Consider the following 16973-nt stretch of genomic DNA (forward strand, 5'->3'; position numbering starts at 1 on the left):
CATGACCTGCATCACCCCTTCCCTCCGCCCCTCGCGCTCCCTCGCCCGTACCTGGCTGGCCGCCAGCGCCCTGGCCGTCGGCCTGGCCGGCACCGCCGCTGCGCAGCCCCTGCCGGGCCAGGGCGTGCGCGTGCAGCCGTTGCAAAGCTCCATCGCGGAAGAGACCTTCCAGACCCTGCTGGTCGGCCGCGCGCTGCAAAAGCTGGGCTACGACGTGCAGCCCATCAAGGAGATCGAGTACGCCACCGCCCACGTGGCGATCGCCAACGGCGACGCCACCTTCATGGCGGACCACTGGGACCCGCTGCACGCGGACTTCTACAAGAACGCCGGCGGCGATGCCAAGTTGTGGCGCCAAGGCACCTATTCGCAGAACGCCGCGCAGGGCTACCTGATCGACCGCAAGACGGCCGAGAAGTACCGCATCACCCACATCGACCAGCTCAAGGACCCGAAGCTCGCCAAGCTCTTCGACACCAACGGCGACGGCAAGGCCGACCTCACGGGCTGCAATCCCGGCTGGGGCTGCGAGGGCGTGATCGAGCACCAGCTGAAGGCCTTCGGCCTGGGCGCCACCGTCACGCACGTGCAGGGCAGCTACTCCGCGCTGATCGCCGACACCATCGCGCGCTTCAAGCAGGGCCAGCCCATCCTCTACTACACCTGGACGCCCTACTGGGTGAGCGGCGTGCTGCGCCCGGGCCAGGACGTGGTGTGGCTGCAGGTGCCGCGGTCTTCGTTGCCGGGCGCGCAGGCCGGGCAGGACACCGCCCTGCCCGACGGCAAGAACTACGGCTTCGTGCTGAACACCCAGCGCATCGTGGCCAACAAGGCCTTCGCCGAGAAGAACCCCGCCGCCGCGCGCCTGTTCGAGGTGATGCAGCTGCCCGTGGGCGACATCAACGCCCAGAACCTGGCGATGAAGAACGGCCAGAACCAGCCGGCCGACGTGGCGCGCCACACCGACGGCTGGATCAAGGCCCACCAGAAGACCTTCGACGGCTGGATTCAGCAGGCACTCGCCGCGGCCAGGCCCTGAGGCGGCACGCAGGCCCCGGGCATGCGCTGCCCGAGGGCATCACGCCGCGCCATCGGCCCGCGCCTGGAAGGCCCGCGTGAAGTCGCAGCACGACTGCGCCAACATGATGATCGAGGCGGCCAGCGCGCTGCGGTGCTCGCCCTTGTGCATGGCCACGTAGGGCACGCTGGGCAGCGCAGGCACCACGTCGATCACGGCCAGCATGCCCGCCGCGATCAGCGGCGCCAGGCAGTGCCGGGGCAGGTAGGCCACGCCCAGGCCCGACACGGTGAGGCCCGTGAGCGCGACGAGGTTGCTCACCACGATGGCGTCGGCCAGCTCCACCCCGCGCTCCTTCATCCACGCGTCGTAGAGCCGCCCGGTGCCCGAGGCATTGCCCTGCACCAGCAGGCGGTGGCGCGCCAGTTCGTGCAGCCGCACCGTGCCGGCCGGCACCAGCCCGGGCTTGCACATCCACGCGCTTTCCACCTGGCCGATGGCCTTGGCCGGCAGGCGCGCATCGGCGAAGGCATCGGGCACGATGATGAGGTCCAGCTCGTCGGCCAGCAGCTTGTCGCGCAGGGGCAGGCTGCCGTCCACATCGGGCTCCAGCGTCACCTTGGGGTAGTGCTGCTGCACCAGGGCAACCAGCCGGGGCAGCCAGGTCATCGCGGTGAGTTCGGTCACGCCGATGCGCAGGCGCCGCTCGATCACGCCGGGCTTGCCGAACTGCTCCACCGCCGCGTCGCGCTGGCGCAGCAGCTTGCGGGCGAGCACGAACATCTCCTCGCCTTTTTCGGTCAGCCGCGCCGTGCGCTGGCTGCGGTCGAACAGCGGCGTGTCGAAGAGCAGTTCCAGCTCGTGCACCCGTTTGGACACGGCCGACTGCGAGGTGTGCAGCTTCTGGGCCGCCTGCGCGAAGCCGCCGAGCTGGCCGATCCAGTACAGCGCTTCGAGTTGCTTGAAGGTCATCATGGCGGGGATTTCAGAACACTTTTATTCATCCGATTCGAGCACAAAAAATCGCTTTTTCAAAAGCGTCGGCGCTTTGAGAATGCCTTTCAGCCCCTCGCCAACGCGAGGTCCCCAGCGCCCTCTTCCGAAAGCCCGCCATGCACCGCCTGCCCCGCCCCCTTGCCTTCGCCCTGCGCCGCACCCTGCCCCTGGCGGTCTGCGCCGCCCTGCTGTCCAACGTGGCCAGCGCCCAGGAGATCGACACCCTGCGCAAGATCAAGGAGAGCGGCACGCTCATCATCGGCAGCCGCGACAGCTCCATTCCGTTTTCGTACAAGCCCACGGGCAGCGGCGACCCCATCGGCTTTTCCAACGACATCTGCCTGAAGATCGCCGAGGCCGTGAAGGCCAAGCTCGGCCTGCCCACGCTGCGCGTGCAGTACACCCTGCTCAACTCGCTCAACCGCATTCCACTGCTGCAGAACGGCACCGTGGACCTGGACTGCGCCACCACCACCAATTCGGTCGTGCGCCAGCAGCACGTGAATTTCGCGCCCAGCCATTTCGTGACCAACATCACCGTGGCGGTGAAGAAGAACTCCGGCATCCAGTCGCTGGCCGACCTGGCCGGCAAGACGGTGGCCACCGTGGCGGGCAGCACGTCGATCCAGCTGCTGCGCACCTACAAGCGCGCCGAGAACCTGGAGGTGCAGGAAATCTCGGGCAAGGACACGGCCGATGCCTTCCTGCTGCTGGCCAGCGACCGCGCCGCCGCCTACGTGCTGGACGACGTGCAGCTGGCCGGCCTGATCGCCACCGCGCCCAACCCGGGCGACTTCCGCATCCTCAAGGACGTGGTGCTGCGCCAGGAGCCCTACGGGATCATGCTGCGCAAGAACGACCCGCAGTTCCAGGCCCTGGTGGACCAGACGGTGACCGGCCTGATGCGCTCCGGCGAAATGGAGCGCCTGTACGCGCGCTGGTTCACCCAGCCCATCCCGCCGAGCAACGTGAACCTGAACTTCCCCATGTCCGACGCCGTGCGCGAGGCCTTCCGCAACCCCAGCAGCAAGGGCGTGTGATGGCAGGCCACAGCAACACCACGCACTACCCGCAGGGTCGCCTCTTCCCCGACGCCCTGATGCGCGAGGTGCGAGAGCGCTTCCTGCAGGTGGAGCGCGACCACCACGGCCACGAGCGGCTGTATTTCGACAACGCGGGCGGCTCGTTCCGGCTGAAGGCGGCGGTGGAGCGCTTCGCGCAGATCGATGCCGTGCCGGACAACACCGAGCGCATCCACGCCACGGCGCGCGAACTGCAGGATATCCAGGCCGCCGGCGTGGCCGACGTGCGGCTGCTGCTCAACGCCAAGGGCGGCAGCGTGTACGCCGCGCTCACCGCCTCGGGCGTCATGTTCGAGATGGTGCGGGCCGTGGCGCAGAACGTGCCGGGCACCAACATGGTCACCACCGTGCTGGAGCACCCCTCGTCGTACGACGCCATGGAGCGCTACGCCCGCGAAATGGGCCGCGAGCTGCGCGTGGCGCCCAGCAACCGCGCCACCGGCGGCGTGGACGTGGACGCCATCGTGGGCCTGGTGGACCAGGGCACCAGCGTGCTCAACGTGATCCACGCCTCCAACATCTCCGGCGCCAAGCTGGACCTGGAGGCCATCGTGCGCCGGGCGCGCGCCATCCGGCCCGACCTGTACATCCTGGTGGACGCGGTGCAGCACGCGCCGCACGGCCTCATCGACCTGCAGAAGACGCCGGTGGACGGCATCAACATCGCGCCCTACAAGTTCTTCGGCTGCCGGGGCTCGGGCTTCGGCTGGCTGTCCGACCGCGCGGCCGCCCTTCCGCACCACAAGCTGTCGGCCAAGCCCGCCGACTTCTGGGACCTGGGCAGTACCGCGCCGTGGCAGTTCGCCGTGGTGACGGAGATCGTGGACTACGTGTGCTGGCTCGGCGCGCAGGCGCCCGAGGGCGGGCCCGCCGGCGATGCGGCCCCTGGCGACCGGCGGGCGCGCTTCGAAGCCGGCATCGCGGCCATCGAACTGCACGAACGCGCGCTGCTGTCGCGCCTACTGAACGGCGGCGACAGCGACAACGCGGTGCCCGGGCTGCGCGCCATGCCGGGCGTGGAGGTGTTCCTGGACCACCCCGACCTCACCCGGCGCGACCTGATCGTCGGCATCGGCTTTCCGCACCTGGACTGCACCCGTGCCGTGCGCGAGTACGGCGCACGCGGCGTGACGGTGTACGAGCGCTCGGCCACCAGCCTGTATTCGCGCCGCATGCTGGAGTCGTTCGGGCTCGCGGGCGCGGTGCGCGTCTCCCCGCTGCACTGCCATTCGACGGCCGATGTGGACCGGTTCCTCGCGGTGACGCAGGATATCGCCCAGGCGTTCGCCTCGGCGTGAGCGACGGGCCGGCCGGGGCGGGTCGGCCACACTGGAGGCGAAAAAGGCCTCCAGCGCATGGATCACTAGGGCATGTTGCTATTAAAAAAGTAGCACCATGCACCGACCCGCCTGACGGGGAGAAAGGCGCGCACCGCCTCAATTTCTCCTCAATTGGATTGCAAAGTTCCTCCATCCCCAACGAAGGAAAAGGAGAGGAACCATGAACACATCCACCCCATTGGCCACCGCGGCCGCTGACATCGCAGCGTCCACCGCGGACAAACGGCGGCGGCTGGCACTCGGCACCATCGGCTCCCTGGGCATCGCCACCCTGCTGGGCTGCGGCGGAGGCGGCTCCGACGCCGTGGCCGACAGTTCGGGCACCGGGACAGGCACCGGTACGGGCACCGGAACCGGAACGGGCACGGGTACAGGCACCGGCACAGGTACGGGAACTGGCACCGGAACGGGAACCGGCACGGACACCACCTGCTCCGTCGTCCCCGAGGAAACCGCCGGTCCCTACCCCGCCGACGGCTCCAACGCCAGCAACTCCAACTACAACGTGCTCGCGCTCAGCGGCATCGTGCGCAAGGACATCCGCAGCAACATCGGCGCGTCCACCACCGTGGGCGGCGTGCCGCTCACCATCACCATCACGCTCACCAACACGCGTGCCAGCTGCGCGGCGCTGCAGGGCTATGCCATCTACCTGTGGCATTGCTCGCAGGGCGGCGACTACTCGGTCTACACCGAGCGCAGCATCGCCGCCAACTACCTGCGCGGCGTGCAGGCCACCGATGCGAGCGGCACCGTGACCTTCACCACCATCGTGCCGGGCTGCTACGCCGGGCGCATGCCCCACATGCACCTGGAGGTGTATCCCAGCCTGTCGGTGGCCACCACGGCCAGCAACAAGGTCAAGACCACCCAGCTCGCGTTCCCCACGGACACCCTGCGCTCCATCTACACGGCCAATTCGGGCTACAGCGCCAGCGTGTCCAACCTGGCGGCGATCACCTTCGCCACCGACAACGTGTTCAGCGACGGCACCGACCTCGAGATGGTGACCATGCAAAGCAACGGCAGCGGCGGCTACACCGCCGCCATCACGATCTCGATCGCCGCCTGAGCGCCACCGGGGCGGCTGCCCCGGTGCCTCCCGCCGTCCCGAGGCTCGCCCCGGGCCTTCTTCCCTCCGCAACAAAGGCACGCGCCACCATGCACCCTCCCCGCCACACGACCATCACCTTCGCCGGCCTCTGCCTGGGCCTGTCCCTCGCCGCCTTCACCTGCGGCGCCCTGGCCCAGGGCGCGCCGGGCGGGCAGCCCCCCGGCCCGCCGCCAGAGGCCTACACCGCCTGCAAGGGCCAGACCGAAGGCGCCTCGGTCACGCTGACCATGCCGGACGGCAAGACCCTGCCCGGCACATGCCGCACAATGAACGGCACCCTCGTGGCCATGCCCGCCGGCGGCCCCCCTCCAGGCGCCGGCGGCCCGCCCCCCTCCCGCTGACCCCCGACCAGCCGCCCATGCCCCGCCTCACGCTGCAAAGCAAAGCCTTCCTCGCACTCACCCTGTTGCTGGCCGTGCTGCTGCTGCTTTTCGTGGGGTTCTCGCGCCTGGGGCTGCAGCGCGGGCTGGGCCCGTACGTGGCCGAGATCGAGCTGGCCCGCATGGACTGGCTGGCCGCAAGGCTGCAGCGCATGCACCTGCTGCATGGCGGCTGGCAGACGCTGCGCACCCAGCCCGAGTTGTGGCGCGAGATGCGCCGCCCCGGCGACAGTCCCGCGCTGCGCAGCAGCGCCCAGGGCGCGGCCAGCCCGAACGGCCGCAGCGGCGACAACACCACCGCCGGCAACGAGGGCCGCAGCGGCGGCTTTCGCGAGCGCCCACCGCCGCCGCCCGACTTCGGCGAACCCGGCGAAGGCCCGCCGCCCGACGGCTATTCGCCCGATCGCACCGCCTCCGATGGCCGCGACCGTCCGCCACCGCCGCCCGGCTCCATGCTGTCGCAGCGGCTCGGCGTGCTCGATGCCCAGGGCCGCCTGGTGGCCGGCGTGCGCCCCACGCCCGATGCCGCCCGCCTGCCGCTGCGCGGCAGCGACGGCACCCCCATCGGCGAGCTGGTGCTGAGCCCGCCCTCGCACATGGAGACCGAGGCCGACCGCGCCTTCATCGCCCGGCAACTGGGCTTCGTGGTGTGGACCGGCATTGCCGGCCTGGCGCTCGCGCTGCTGCTGTCCTGGGCGCTGGCCCGCCGCTGGCTCGCCCCCATCGGCGCGCTGGTGGACGGCGCGCGCGGCGTGGCGGCGGGCCGGCTGGACACCCGCGTGGCCGTGCACGGCGACGACGAGCTGGCCAGGCTGGCGCTCACCTTCAACGACATGGCCGAGCAGCTGGGCGGCATGGAAGCCTCGCGCCGACAGTGGATCGGCGACGTGGCGCACGAGCTGCGCACCCCGCTGGCGGCGATGCGCGCCGAGATCGAGGCCGTGCAGGACGGCGTGCGCCCGTTCGACGACAAGACCGCGCTGCGCCTGCACCGGCAGGTGATGCGGCTCATCCAGCTGGTGGGCGACCTGCGCGCCAGCCTGGATGCCGCCGCGGGCAGCGCGCCCTCCGCGCTGGTGCCCGTGCACCCGCTGTCGCTGCTGGCCGAGGCCGTGGCCTCCATGCAGCCGCGCTTCGACCAGGCCGACCTCGCGTTGGACACGCACGGGCTGGCCGCGCTCGCCCGCCTGCCGCCCCCGCCGCTGGTGCGCGGCGACGCGCAGCAGCTTCACCGCGTGTTCCTGAACCTGCTGGAAAACACCGTGCGCTACACCGATCCCGGCGGCCGGCTGGAAATCCAGGCGCAGACCGAGCGCAGCGGGCCCGCGCCCTCGCTCGTGCTGCAGTTCGACGACACCGCGCCCGGCGTGGCCGAGCACGACCTGCCGCGCCTGTTCGACCGCCTGTACCGCGCCGAAGCGTCGCGCGCGCGCGCCACCGGCGACCTGGGCGGATCGGGCCTGGGCCTGGCGATCTGCCGCGCCATCGTGCAATCGCACGGCGGCCGCATCACCGCGCAGCCCTCGCCGCTCGGCGGGCTGCGCACCACCCTCACCCTGCCCTTGCTGGAGAACCCTTCATGACAGCGCGCATCCTCGTGGTCGAGGACGAGACCGACATCGCCCACATCGTGCTCGACTACCTGCGCCACGCCGGCTACGAGGCCGAGCACGTGGCCGACGGCCCCGGCGCCCTGGCCCGGCTGACCAGCCCCACGCCGCCCGACCTCACCCTGCTGGACGTGATGCTGCCGGGGCTCGACGGCCTGTCGGTGCTGCGCCAGGCGCGCCGCCACACGGACAAGCCCATCATCATGCTCACCGCCCGCGTCGAAGAGGTGGACCGCCTGATCGGCCTGGAGCTGGGCGCGGACGACTACATCTGCAAGCCGTTCTCCCCGCGCGAGGTGGTGGCGCGGGTCAAGACCGTGCTGCGGCGCGGCATGGCGCAGCCGCCGGCCACGGCCGGCCCGCCGGTGCTGGCGCTGGACGAGGCGCACTGGCAGGTCACGCTGCGCGGCGCCCACGTGGCGCTCACGCCGCGCGAGTTCCGCCTGCTGCAGGCGCTGGCGCGGCAAAGCGGGCGCATCTTCTCGCGCGCGCAATTGCTCGACCTGGCCTACGGCGACACGCTGGACGTGAACGAACGGGCCATCGACAGCCACATCAAGAACCTGCGCAAGAAGCTCAAGGCCGCCAGCGGCGACGGCGTGGAGTGGATCCGGTCGGTGTACGGGGTGGGCTTCGCGTTCGACGAGGACGCGGGCGACACGAGCGCAGCCGCCCCCTCCAGCGCCGCGTACTAAGCGGGTCGCGATGAAGACGCAGTTGCGCCCTCGGGCGGCGGCGCGGCGCCAGCGAAGCGAAGCAGTGCTTTTTCGTAGTGGTGGCGATTGGAGTGGTAACCCAGGAATTTTCCGAATACCTTGGCCTCCGAAGGCTTCGGCGGCTGGGAATCGACCCCGTCGTCGTTCTTGAGCCCCAGCGCGAGACGAACCAGCCCCTTGGGCTGGTAGCCCAGATAGCGCAGGTTATCCACCAGGTTCTTGCGTGGCTTTTTTTCGTAGTCCAAGGTGATGATCAGTCCCTCGACCGGCCGCTTCTGCGGGGGCAGCACGGTCCCTTTGGCCGCATGCCGGACCTGCGCCTGGCTGAGCAAAGCGGGATCCAGAAGAATGAGCGAGGGAGGCGCATCCAATGCGATGTGCCCCTGCAAGGCCTTGGTGAACATCTGGGCGGAACCGCCCCCGATGGACAGGCCGCAAACCTGGACGATTTCCACATCCGGCGCGGAGGCGGATTCGGCCCTTTCCTGCAGGATGTTCGCCACGAGCTGCCCCGCCTCGCAGGCTTTCCGATAGACATCGCCGATCCCGCCCTGAATGACCCGCTTGACCTGGTTGCCGGCCCGGTCGGGAATGCCATCGAAATAGATGCCCACCTCGACTTTCTGTCGCTGAGTGACGGGATCGACGGTTTCCCGCTCGCGCAGCCACAGATGCGTTTTCATCGCCAGTTGCTGCAGCAGTTGGCGTTTTTCACTGGAGGCCCCCTTCACCAGCGCGGAGTCCTTGATGCGTCGCGCCTCCTGAGCGCCGTCGTACTGCGTGAAGACCTCGCCCAGCCTCAGCCGTTGCAGCCGATGGGCCACCGCCTGGGCAGCGGATGCGGTGGCTTGCGCATCGGACAGAGCATCGGCAGGCGCTGTGCGCAAGCCCAATGCCTGGGCCAGCGCAGAGATTTGTGCCGCAGGCAGGCCGGACACATGGGCATCCGGTTGCCGAACCAGATCGATTTTCTTTTCGATCCTGTTTTTGCTTCGGCGCGAAGGTTCGGGCGCTTGCGCCAATGCGTCAAGCGATGGCAGGCCATCGGTGGCTCCGCGCTCGGGGTGGGCTGCCGGCACCACGCCTTGCGCGGTTTGCACCGACACAGCAGGGCCAGTCGTGGGGGGCGGTCCGTCCTCTGCAGGAACGATCTCGCTCGTGCTATCGGCCTGTACGGTGTCCCATCCATCGCTGTTCGCGCCAGGTCCCAGAGGTGCCTCGGCGATGGCCAAGGCTTGGTCATCGGTATCGCGCGGCGAAAGTCGCTGCGCCGCCTGGATCGACTCACTCCTCGCATCGTGGTGCATCAGTGCCGCCAATGGGCCACGGCTGCCCTCGGGAAGCGCCTGCTCCACGGGCGGTGACATCAATTGCGCAAGTGGGCCCTTCGCGCCGGTCGGCAAGCTGAGCCAGGCAGACCGCATGGCGGCCGAACCGCGCTCCGGCAGCACGGCATTCTGGCGCCGCAACGATGGCTGCGGGGAGGGACGGTCCACAGGCCGGGCAAGGGTCTCGGCAGGGCGAGCAGACAGCGCGGGGAGTGTCGCATTGGCGGGCCTGGATCGGGAAGCCGTCGCCGCAGGCTTATGGGATTGCGCTGCATCCGCAGGCCGGGTTGGCGGAGTGGGTTTTCCGGTGAACAGCGAGCGAAGGCGAGGCAAGGTCATGGGGAGTCCGTATTGCCGCTCTGGCCTGTGCACAAAAAATGGAGCGAGGGGAGCCAATGGCATGCCGGCCAGACTTTATCGCCCTGGCTGGCTCGCCCCGCGCGCCGCACCGAAGCCATCACCACGGGGCCGAAGCGTTGCCGGCGCGCGCTGAAGCGAGGTTCTGAGCAGAAGGCAAGCACATTGCTATATTTTTCATAGCAATACGCCATAGATTTTATTGCGGCGGAGGCCATTTCGACCCGTGGCCTTCAGGCCCCGCCTACCGAGCATGCACGGCGCGGATTCAATCCCACCGGCGCAGCGGGCTGCCTCCTACAGCCGACCCGCGCCGGCTGGGCTGAGATCGGGGGGCGCGCTTCGCGCCCCCTTTTTGCCGCACCGCCTGCCTTCCCATATGCCACGCACCGCAACCGCCCCTGCCGCCCCTGCCGCCGCTTCACCGGCCCGCCCGCCCGCCACCCGCCTGGCCCGTGGACTGCGCTACGTCAACCCCGAGATGCCGGGCCTGAGCCGCGAGCGCAAGGGCGAGGGCTTTCGCTACCGCCAACCCGACGGCCGGTGGCTGACCGACCCGGACGAGATCACCCGCATCCAGCGCCTGGCCATCCCGCCCGCCTACACCGAGGTGTGGATCTGCCCGCTGCCCAACGGCCATCTGCAGGCCACGGGGCTGGATGCGCGTGGCCGGCGGCAGTACCGCTACCACGCCGACTGGCGGCTGCAGCGCGACGAGGCCAAGTTCGAACGCATGCAGGCCTTCGGCCGCGCCCTGCCCCGCATCCGCGCGCGGGTGGCGCGCGACCTGCGGGCCAAGTCGGGCCCGGCCCTGTCCCGAGAGCGGGTGCTCGCCACGCTGGTGCGCCTGCTGGACACCACCTACCTGCGCGTGGGCAACGAGGAATACGCCAGCACCAACCGCTCCTATGGCCTGACCACCTTGCGCACCCGCCATGCGGCGCTGCGCGGCAGCCAGCTGCAGCTGCGGTTTCGCGGCAAGAGCGGCGTGCAGCAGGAGGCCACGCTCGACGACCCGCGCGTGGCCCGCGTGGTGCGCCGCTGCCAGCAGCTGCCGGGCCAGGAACTGTTCCAGTACGAGGGAGAAGACGGCGCGCTGCATGCCGTCGATTCGGGCGACGTGAACGACTACCTGCGCGAGATCACCGGCACGCAGGAGGGCGAGCATTTCACCGCCAAGGACTTCCGCACCTGGCACGGCACCGTGCAGGCGCTGGAGCTGACGCGGCTGGCCTGCTCGCCCCAGCCCGGCGCGCCCGCGGTGACGGCCAAGCACATCCTGATCGAGGTGGCACGGCAGTTGGGCAACACGCCGGCCGTGTGCAAGAAGTCGTACGTGCACCCCTCGGTGCTGGCGCTGGGGTCGCGGCTCACGTCCGACGCCGGGCCGGACATGCAGGTGCTGTGGGAGCGCATCGGCGGCACGAACACGCCGCGCGCGCTGCAGGCCGCCGAGCGGCGGCTGCTGGCGTTCCTGCGGCACCAGGACCGCCCGGTGCGCGCTCCGCGCGCGCGCAAGACCACGCACTGAGCCGGCGGGCAACGAGGCGCTGGCGCCTTTCAGTGCCCGCTCAGCGGCCGGCCTTCAGCGGCCGACCATGTTCCCAGGAACGACCCATTGGTCGAACTGCTCGCCGGTGACGTGGCCCGACGCCACGGCCGCCTCGCGCAGACTGGTGCCTTCCTTGTGCGCCTTCTTGGCGATGAAGGCGGCCTTGTCGTAGCCGATGTGCGTGTTGAGCGCGGTCACCAGCATCAGCGAGCGGTCCACCAGCTCGGTGATGCGGTCGCGGTTGGGCTCGATGCCCACGGCGCAGTGGTCGTTGAAGCTGACCATGCCGTCGGCCAGCAGGCGCACGCTCTGCAGGAAGTTGTGAGCCACCATGGGGCGGAACACGTTCAGCTCGAAATTGCCCGAGGCACCGCCGAAGTTGATGGCCACGTCGTTGCCGAACACCTGGGCGGCCAGCATGGTCACCGCCTCGCTCTGCGTGGGGTTGACCTTGCCCGGCATGATGGACGAGCCGGGCTCGTTCTCGGGAATGCTCAGTTCGCCGATGCCGCTGCGCGGGCCGCTGGCCAGCCAGCGCACGTCGTTGGCGATCTTCATCAGGCTGGCGGCCAGGGTCTTGAGCGCGCCGTGCGCATGCACCAGGGCGTCGACCGAGGCGAGGGCCTCGAACTTGTTGGGCGCCGTGACGAACGGCAGCCCGGTCAGGCGCGCCAACTCGGCGGCGGCCTGCTCGGCGTAGCCCTTGGGGGCGTTCAGGCCGGTGCCCACGGCGGTGCCGCCCAGGGCCAGCTCGCACAGGTGCGGCAGCGCGGCGCGCACGTGGCGCTCGCCGTGATCGAGCTGCGCCACGTAGCCCGAGAACTCCTGGCCCAGCGTGAGTGGGGTAGCGTCCTGCAGGTGGGTGCGGCCGATCTTCACGATGCCGTCGAAGTCCTCGGCCTTTTGCGCCAGCGTGGCGCGCAGCTTGGCCAGGGCGGGCAGCAGCCGGTGCGTGAGCGCCTCCACCGCCGCCACGTGCATGGCGGTGGGGAACACGTCGTTGCTCGACTGGCTGCGGTTCACGTCGTCGTTGGGGTGCACCAGGCGCGCCTCGCCGCGCTCGCCGCCCAGGATCTCGCTGGCGCGGTTGGCCAGCACCTCGTTGACGTTCATGTTGGTCTGCGTGCCCGAACCCGTCTGCCAGACCACGAGCGGGAACTCGCCGGGGTGCCGGCCGGCGATCACCTCGTCGGCCGCGGCCACGATGGCGTCGGTCTTCTTCGCGTCCTGCAGGCCCAGCGCCTGGTTCACCACGGCCGAGGCGCGCTTGACCTGCGCCAGGGCCCGGATGATCTCGCGCGGCTGCTGCTCGCCGGAGATGTCGAAGTTCTGCAGTGATCGCTGCGTCTGCGCGCCCCAGAGCTGATGGGCCGGCACCTCGATGGGGCCGAAGGTGTCGCGTTCGATGCGGGAAGTCATGTCTGGCGGGTCCGGTGGTGAAGAAACGAAGGGCGCACAAGGGTGCGCATCGTCCAAAAGCATAACGCGAAACAAAACCATTCTCATCGGTGGGGACCGCGTAACGCAGAGACCCTCCCGCCCCCCGGGAGAGCCTGCGGTGGATACACTTGGACACCTTTGGCGCCCCGCTGCCGCCGCACCTTCCATGCCCTCCCCGCTCACCCCACCGTTGACCGGCTTCCTGCCGTCGCACCACGATCCGCTGGTGGTGGCGGCGTCGTTCGCCGTGGCGTTGCTGGCCTCGTACGTCACGCTGAATCTGGCCCGCCGCGTGCGCACCTCCCAAAGCCGCATCGGACTGGCCTGGTGGGCCGCAGGTTCGCTGGTGATGGGCACAGGCATCTGGTCCATGCATTTCCTGGGCATGCTGGCGTTCGAGCTGCCCATCGCCCTGGGCTTCACCCCCGCGTTCACCGCCCTGTCCTGGCTGGCCGCCGTGGCGGCATCGGCCGTCGCGCTGGGCCTGGCCAGCATGGATCGCGTGCGGCGCCGGCACCTGGCCATCGGGGCGCTCGCCATGGGCGCGGGCATCAGCGCGATGCACTACATCGGCATGCGCACCATGCACCTGTCCATCGGCATCGTGTGGAACGGCTTCTACGTCGCCCTGTCGGTGGCAGTCGCGGTGCTGGCCTCGGCCACGGCGCTTTACCTGTTCCAGGCACTGCGGGGCATGCACGGCAACCGCCGCAGGATGTTCCAGGCCGCGGCTTCGCTGGTGATGGCGCTGGCCATCTGCGGCATGCACTACCTCGGCATGGCCGCCGCCCAGTTCCCGCAGGGCACCGTGTGCCTGAGCGCCAATTCGCTGGGCGGCTCGGGGCTGGCCGCCATGGTGGCGATCTTCACACTGCTGCTGATGCTCAGCACGCTGTTCATCTCCATCCTCGATGCGCGGCTGCAGAACGTCGCGCGCCGGCTCACCCGCTCGTTGCAGGACAGCAACGCCAAGCTGCAGCAGGCCAATGCCGAGCTGCAAAAGCGCGCGTTCGCCGATGCGCTCACCGGCCTGCCCAACCGCCTGCTGTTCGAAGACCGCCTTGCCCACGCGCTGCTGCGCCTGGAGCGCACCAACCACCACCGCGTGCTGGACCGCCTGGCCGTGCTGTTCGTGGACCTGGATGGCTTCAAGCCCATCAACGACTCCTTCGGCCATGCCGCGGGCGACGCCATCCTGTCGGAAGCCGCCCAGCGCCTGCGCGCCGAAGCGCGCGAAAGCGACACGGTGGCCCGCGTGGGGGGCGACGAGTTCCTGCTGCTGCTGGAAGACGTGGGCAACACGGCCGACTGCATCGTGGTGGCCAACCGCATCCTGGCAGCGCTCGCCCTGCCCTTCCAGGTGGCGGGCCGGCAGGTGCAGATCGGCTGCTCCATCGGCGTGGTGCTGCACCCCGACCACGGCGACCGCGACAAGCTGGTCGCCAATGCCGATGCCGCCATGTATGCCGCCAAGCGCGCGGGCGGCAACGGCTACGCCATGTTCGAGCCCCACATGGGCTCGGATGCGTCCGACCAGCTCGAACTGCAGAACGACCTGCGCCACGCCCTGGCGCGCGGCGAACTCGCCCTGCACTACCAGCCCAAGATCGACGGCAAGCGCGGCCGCATCAACGGCGTGGAGGCGCTGCTGCGCTGGCACCACCCGAAACGCGGCATGGTGAGCCCGCTGGTATTCATCGGCCTGGCCGAGCGCTTCGGGCTGATCGGCCAGCTGGGCGCCTGGGTCATCGAAGAGGCTTGCCGGCAGATGGCCGACTGGGCGCGCAGCGGCCTGCGCATGCGCGTGGCGATCAACCTGTCGGTGCACCAGCTGCGCGAAAGCGGCCTGGCCGAGCGCATCGAGCACGCCCTGCAGTTCCATGGCCTGGATTCCTCGCAACTGCTGTGCGAGATCACCGAATCGGTAGCCATGGAAGACACCAAGGCCACGCAGCGCACCTTCGAAGGCCTGGCGCGCATCGGCGTGTTCCTGTCCATCGACGACTTCGGCACTGGCTATTCGAGCCTGAACTACCTGCGCCAGTTGCCGGCCCAGCAGCTCAAGATCGACCGCAGCTTCGTGAACGACCTCGAACACGAAGAAGACGCCCGCGCCGTGGTCGATGCCGTGGTGCGGCTGGCCCACGCCCTGGGCCTGCGCGTGGTGGCCGAGGGCGTGGAAACCAGCGGCCAGCGCGACATCCTGCTGGCCATGCGCTGCGACGAACTGCAGGGCTTTTTCTACGCCCGCCCCATGCCGGCGGACGTGCTGCTGGCCTGGGCCCAGGGCGACAAGCCGGAAGGCTCGGCGGATTTCGCGCCTTCCGTAATCGGCGGGCTCGAGGCGCTCGAAAGCCTGCCGTTCGACGCCGCCCCCCGCGGCTGACCGCCGCCAGCGCCGTCCGGAGCGGGCGGCGATAATTGCGCGGTTCGTTCTTTCCCCAAAAACACACCCCACCATGACCACGACCATCCGGTACCACGACCTCGTGGAGTCCGTTGCTGCGTCCCTGCAGTACATCAGCTACTACCACCCCGCCGACTTCATCGCCCACCTGGCGCGCGCCTACGAGCGCGAGCAAAGCCCGGCGGCCAAGGACGCGATGGCGCAGATCCTCACCAACAGCAAGATGAGCGCGACCGGCCAGCGCCCCATCTGCCAGGACACCGGCATCGTCAACGTGTTCCTGAAGATCGGCATGGACGTGCGCTGGGAAGGCTTTCCCGGCGGCCTGGAAGACGCCATCAACGAAGGCGTGCGCCGCGGCTACAACCACCCCGACAACACGCTGCGCGCCAGCGTCGTGGCCGACCCGCAGTTCGCCCGCAAGAACACCAAGGACAACACGCCCGCGGTGATCTTCACGCAGATCGTTCCGGGCGACACCGTGGACATCACCGTCGCGGCCAAGGGCGGCGGCAGCGAGAACAAGTCCAAGATGGTCATGATGAACCCCAGCGACAACCTGGTGGACTGGGTGCTCAAGACCGTGCCCACGATGGGCGCCGGCTGGTGCCCGCCCGGCATGCTGGGCATCGGCATCGGCGGCACGGCGGAAAAAGCCGTGCTGCTGGCCAAGGAAAGCCTGATGGACGACCTGAACATGTACGAGCTGCAGGCCAAGGCCGCGCGCGGCGAAAAGCTCGATCAGGTCGAGGAACTGCGCCTGGAGCTGTACGAGAAGGTCAACGCCCTGGGCATCGGCGCGCAGGGCCTGGGCGGCCTGAGCACCGTGCTGGACATCAAGGTCAAGATGTACCCCACGCACGCGGCCTCCAAGCCCGTGGCGATGATCCCCAACTGCGCCGCCACGCGCCACGCGCACTTCGTGCTGGACGGCTCCGGCCCTGCCTATCTCGAGGCGCCTTCGCTCGACCTGTGGCCCAAGATCGACTGGGCGCCCGACTACAACAAGAGCCGCCGCGTCAACCTGGACACCCTCACCAAGGAAGAAGTGGCGAGCTGGAAGCCGGGCGACACGCTGCTGCTCAACGGCAAGATGCTCACCGGCCGCGATGCCGCGCACAAGCGCATCCAGGACATGCTGGCCAAGGGCGAGAAGCTGCCCGTGGACTTCACCAACCGCGTCATCTACTACGTGGGCCCCGTGGACCCGGTCAAGGACGAGGCCGTGGGCCCCGCCGGCCCGACGACCGCCACGCGCATGGACAAGTTCACCGAGATGATGCTGGCCGAAACGGGCCTGATCTCGATGATCGGCAAGTCCGAGCGCGGCCCGGTCGCCATCGAAGCCATCAAGAAGCACCAGAGCGCCTACCTGATGGCCGTGGGCGGCGCCGCCTACCTGGTCAGCAAGGCCATCAAGGAAGCCAAGGTCGTCGGCTTTGCCGATCTGGGCATGGAAGCCATCTACGAGTTCACCGTGGTGGACATGCCCGTGACCGTGGCCGTGGACGCGGGCGGCACCAGCGCCCACATCACGGGCCCGGCGGAGTGGCAAAAGCGCATCGCCACGGGCGAGTTCAAGTCCATCGACCTCGTCGCCGCTTGAACTCCATCTCCGGCCTTGGCGGCGGCT

General features: G+C 69.5%; 13 protein-coding genes. 10 read left to right on the top strand and 3 right to left on the bottom strand.

The annotated features are described in order from the left end of the window. The first annotated feature begins 1 nt into the window (after position 1). A complete protein-coding gene (proX, locus tag M5C96_RS16355; protein WP_272564187.1) occupies positions 2-1039 on the top strand; it encodes a glycine betaine/L-proline ABC transporter substrate-binding protein ProX in 1038 nt (345 codons plus the stop codon). Between the two features lie 39 nt (positions 1040-1078). Here the strand turns inward: proX and M5C96_RS16360 are convergent, their stop codons facing one another. Continuing rightward, entirely contained in the window at positions 1079-1990 is a 912-nt protein-coding gene (locus M5C96_RS16360; RefSeq protein WP_272569757.1) for a LysR family transcriptional regulator, read from the bottom strand. A gap of 140 nt (positions 1991-2130) precedes the next feature. Between M5C96_RS16360 and M5C96_RS16365 the strand changes: the two genes are divergently transcribed. The 6 genes from M5C96_RS16365 to M5C96_RS16390 all read left to right on the top strand — a co-directional run bounded on the left by M5C96_RS16365 (position 2131) and on the right by M5C96_RS16390 (position 8235). Continuing rightward, positions 2131-3054, top strand: a complete 924-nt coding sequence (locus M5C96_RS16365; RefSeq protein ID WP_272564188.1) for an amino acid ABC transporter substrate-binding protein — start codon at positions 2131-2133, stop codon at positions 3052-3054. Then, positions 3054-4394, top strand: a complete 1341-nt coding sequence (locus M5C96_RS16370; protein ID WP_272564189.1) for an aminotransferase class V-fold PLP-dependent enzyme — start codon at positions 3054-3056, stop codon at positions 4392-4394. The genes M5C96_RS16365 and M5C96_RS16370 overlap by 1 nt, the downstream gene beginning before the upstream one ends. 202 nt (positions 4395-4596) lie before the next feature. Then, on the top strand, positions 4597-5508 hold the full coding sequence (locus tag M5C96_RS16375; protein ID WP_272564190.1) for a dioxygenase family protein: 912 nt from the start codon (positions 4597-4599) through the stop codon (positions 5506-5508). A gap of 89 nt (positions 5509-5597) precedes the next feature. Then, positions 5598-5891 carry a hypothetical protein gene (locus tag M5C96_RS16380; RefSeq protein ID WP_272564191.1) on the top strand — a complete coding sequence of 98 codons (294 nt, stop codon included), beginning with the start codon at positions 5598-5600 and terminating at the stop codon, positions 5889-5891. Between the two features lie 17 nt (positions 5892-5908). Continuing rightward, positions 5909-7513 carry an ATP-binding protein gene (locus tag M5C96_RS16385; protein ID WP_272564192.1) on the top strand — a complete coding sequence of 535 codons (1605 nt, stop codon included), beginning with the start codon at positions 5909-5911 and terminating at the stop codon, positions 7511-7513. Further along, the gene (locus M5C96_RS16390) at positions 7510-8235 is read left to right on the top strand and encodes a response regulator (protein WP_272564193.1); all 726 of its coding nucleotides are present in this window, start codon (positions 7510-7512) and stop codon (positions 8233-8235) included. Before M5C96_RS16385 ends, M5C96_RS16390 begins: the two co-directional genes overlap by 4 nt. On the opposite strand, the gene M5C96_RS16395 is transcribed toward M5C96_RS16390, so the two are convergent. Further along, entirely contained in the window at positions 8232-9752 is a 1521-nt protein-coding gene (locus M5C96_RS16395) for a hypothetical protein (RefSeq protein WP_272564194.1), read from the bottom strand. The two genes, M5C96_RS16390 and M5C96_RS16395, sit on opposite strands and share 4 nt — an antisense overlap. A 568-nt stretch (positions 9753-10320) precedes the next feature. On the opposite strand from M5C96_RS16395, the gene M5C96_RS16400 reads away from it, so the two are divergent. After that, entirely contained in the window at positions 10321-11472 is a 1152-nt protein-coding gene (locus M5C96_RS16400; protein WP_272564195.1) for a DNA topoisomerase IB, read from the top strand. Between the two features lie 54 nt (positions 11473-11526). Here M5C96_RS16400 and fumC read toward each other — a convergent pair whose 3' ends face one another. Next, positions 11527-12912 carry a class II fumarate hydratase gene (fumC, locus tag M5C96_RS16405; RefSeq protein ID WP_272564196.1) on the bottom strand — a complete coding sequence of 462 codons (1386 nt, stop codon included), beginning with the start codon at positions 12910-12912 and terminating at the stop codon, positions 11527-11529. Between the two features lie 187 nt (positions 12913-13099). Here fumC and M5C96_RS16410 point away from each other — a divergent pair, with 187 nt between their 5' ends. Together M5C96_RS16410 and M5C96_RS16415 are read left to right on the top strand one after the other, a co-directional pair. Beyond that, a complete protein-coding gene (locus M5C96_RS16410; RefSeq protein WP_272564197.1) occupies positions 13100-15319 on the top strand; it encodes a putative bifunctional diguanylate cyclase/phosphodiesterase in 2220 nt (739 codons plus the stop codon). A 73-nt stretch (positions 15320-15392) separates the two neighbouring features. Beyond that, positions 15393-16946 carry a fumarate hydratase gene (locus tag M5C96_RS16415; protein WP_272564198.1) on the top strand — a complete coding sequence of 518 codons (1554 nt, stop codon included), beginning with the start codon at positions 15393-15395 and terminating at the stop codon, positions 16944-16946. Positions 16947-16973 lie beyond the last annotated feature (27 nt).

Origin of the sequence: Acidovorax sp. GBBC 1281, assembly GCF_028473645.1 — a bacterium.
Lineage (GTDB): Bacteria > Pseudomonadota > Gammaproteobacteria > Burkholderiales > Burkholderiaceae_C > Paracidovorax.

What these genes read in the sequence shown, in the direction of transcription:
- M5C96_RS16370 (WP_272564189.1), top strand. Translation starts at nt 3,054, where the DNA reads ATGGCAGGCCACAGCAACACCACGCACTACCCGCAGGGTCGCCTCTTC.
- M5C96_RS16415 (WP_272564198.1), top strand. Translation starts at nt 15,393, where the DNA reads ATGACCACGACCATCCGGTACCACGACCTCGTGGAGTCCGTTGCTGCG.
- M5C96_RS16400 (WP_272564195.1), top strand. Translation starts at nt 10,321, where the DNA reads ATGCCACGCACCGCAACCGCCCCTGCCGCCCCTGCCGCCGCTTCACCG.
- M5C96_RS16360 (WP_272569757.1), bottom strand. Translation starts at nt 1,990, where the DNA reads ATGACCTTCAAGCAACTCGAAGCGCTGTACTGGATCGGCCAGCTCGGC.
- M5C96_RS16385 (WP_272564192.1), top strand. Translation starts at nt 5,909, where the DNA reads ATGCCCCGCCTCACGCTGCAAAGCAAAGCCTTCCTCGCACTCACCCTG.
- M5C96_RS16410 (WP_272564197.1), top strand. Translation starts at nt 13,100, where the DNA reads ATGCCCTCCCCGCTCACCCCACCGTTGACCGGCTTCCTGCCGTCGCAC.
- M5C96_RS16365 (WP_272564188.1), top strand. Translation starts at nt 2,131, where the DNA reads ATGCACCGCCTGCCCCGCCCCCTTGCCTTCGCCCTGCGCCGCACCCTG.
- M5C96_RS16375 (WP_272564190.1), top strand. Translation starts at nt 4,597, where the DNA reads ATGAACACATCCACCCCATTGGCCACCGCGGCCGCTGACATCGCAGCG.
- M5C96_RS16390 (WP_272564193.1), top strand. Translation starts at nt 7,510, where the DNA reads ATGACAGCGCGCATCCTCGTGGTCGAGGACGAGACCGACATCGCCCAC.
- M5C96_RS16380 (WP_272564191.1), top strand. Translation starts at nt 5,598, where the DNA reads ATGCACCCTCCCCGCCACACGACCATCACCTTCGCCGGCCTCTGCCTG.
- proX (WP_272564187.1), top strand. Translation starts at nt 2, where the DNA reads ATGACCTGCATCACCCCTTCCCTCCGCCCCTCGCGCTCCCTCGCCCGT.
- fumC (WP_272564196.1), bottom strand. Translation starts at nt 12,912, where the DNA reads ATGACTTCCCGCATCGAACGCGACACCTTCGGCCCCATCGAGGTGCCG.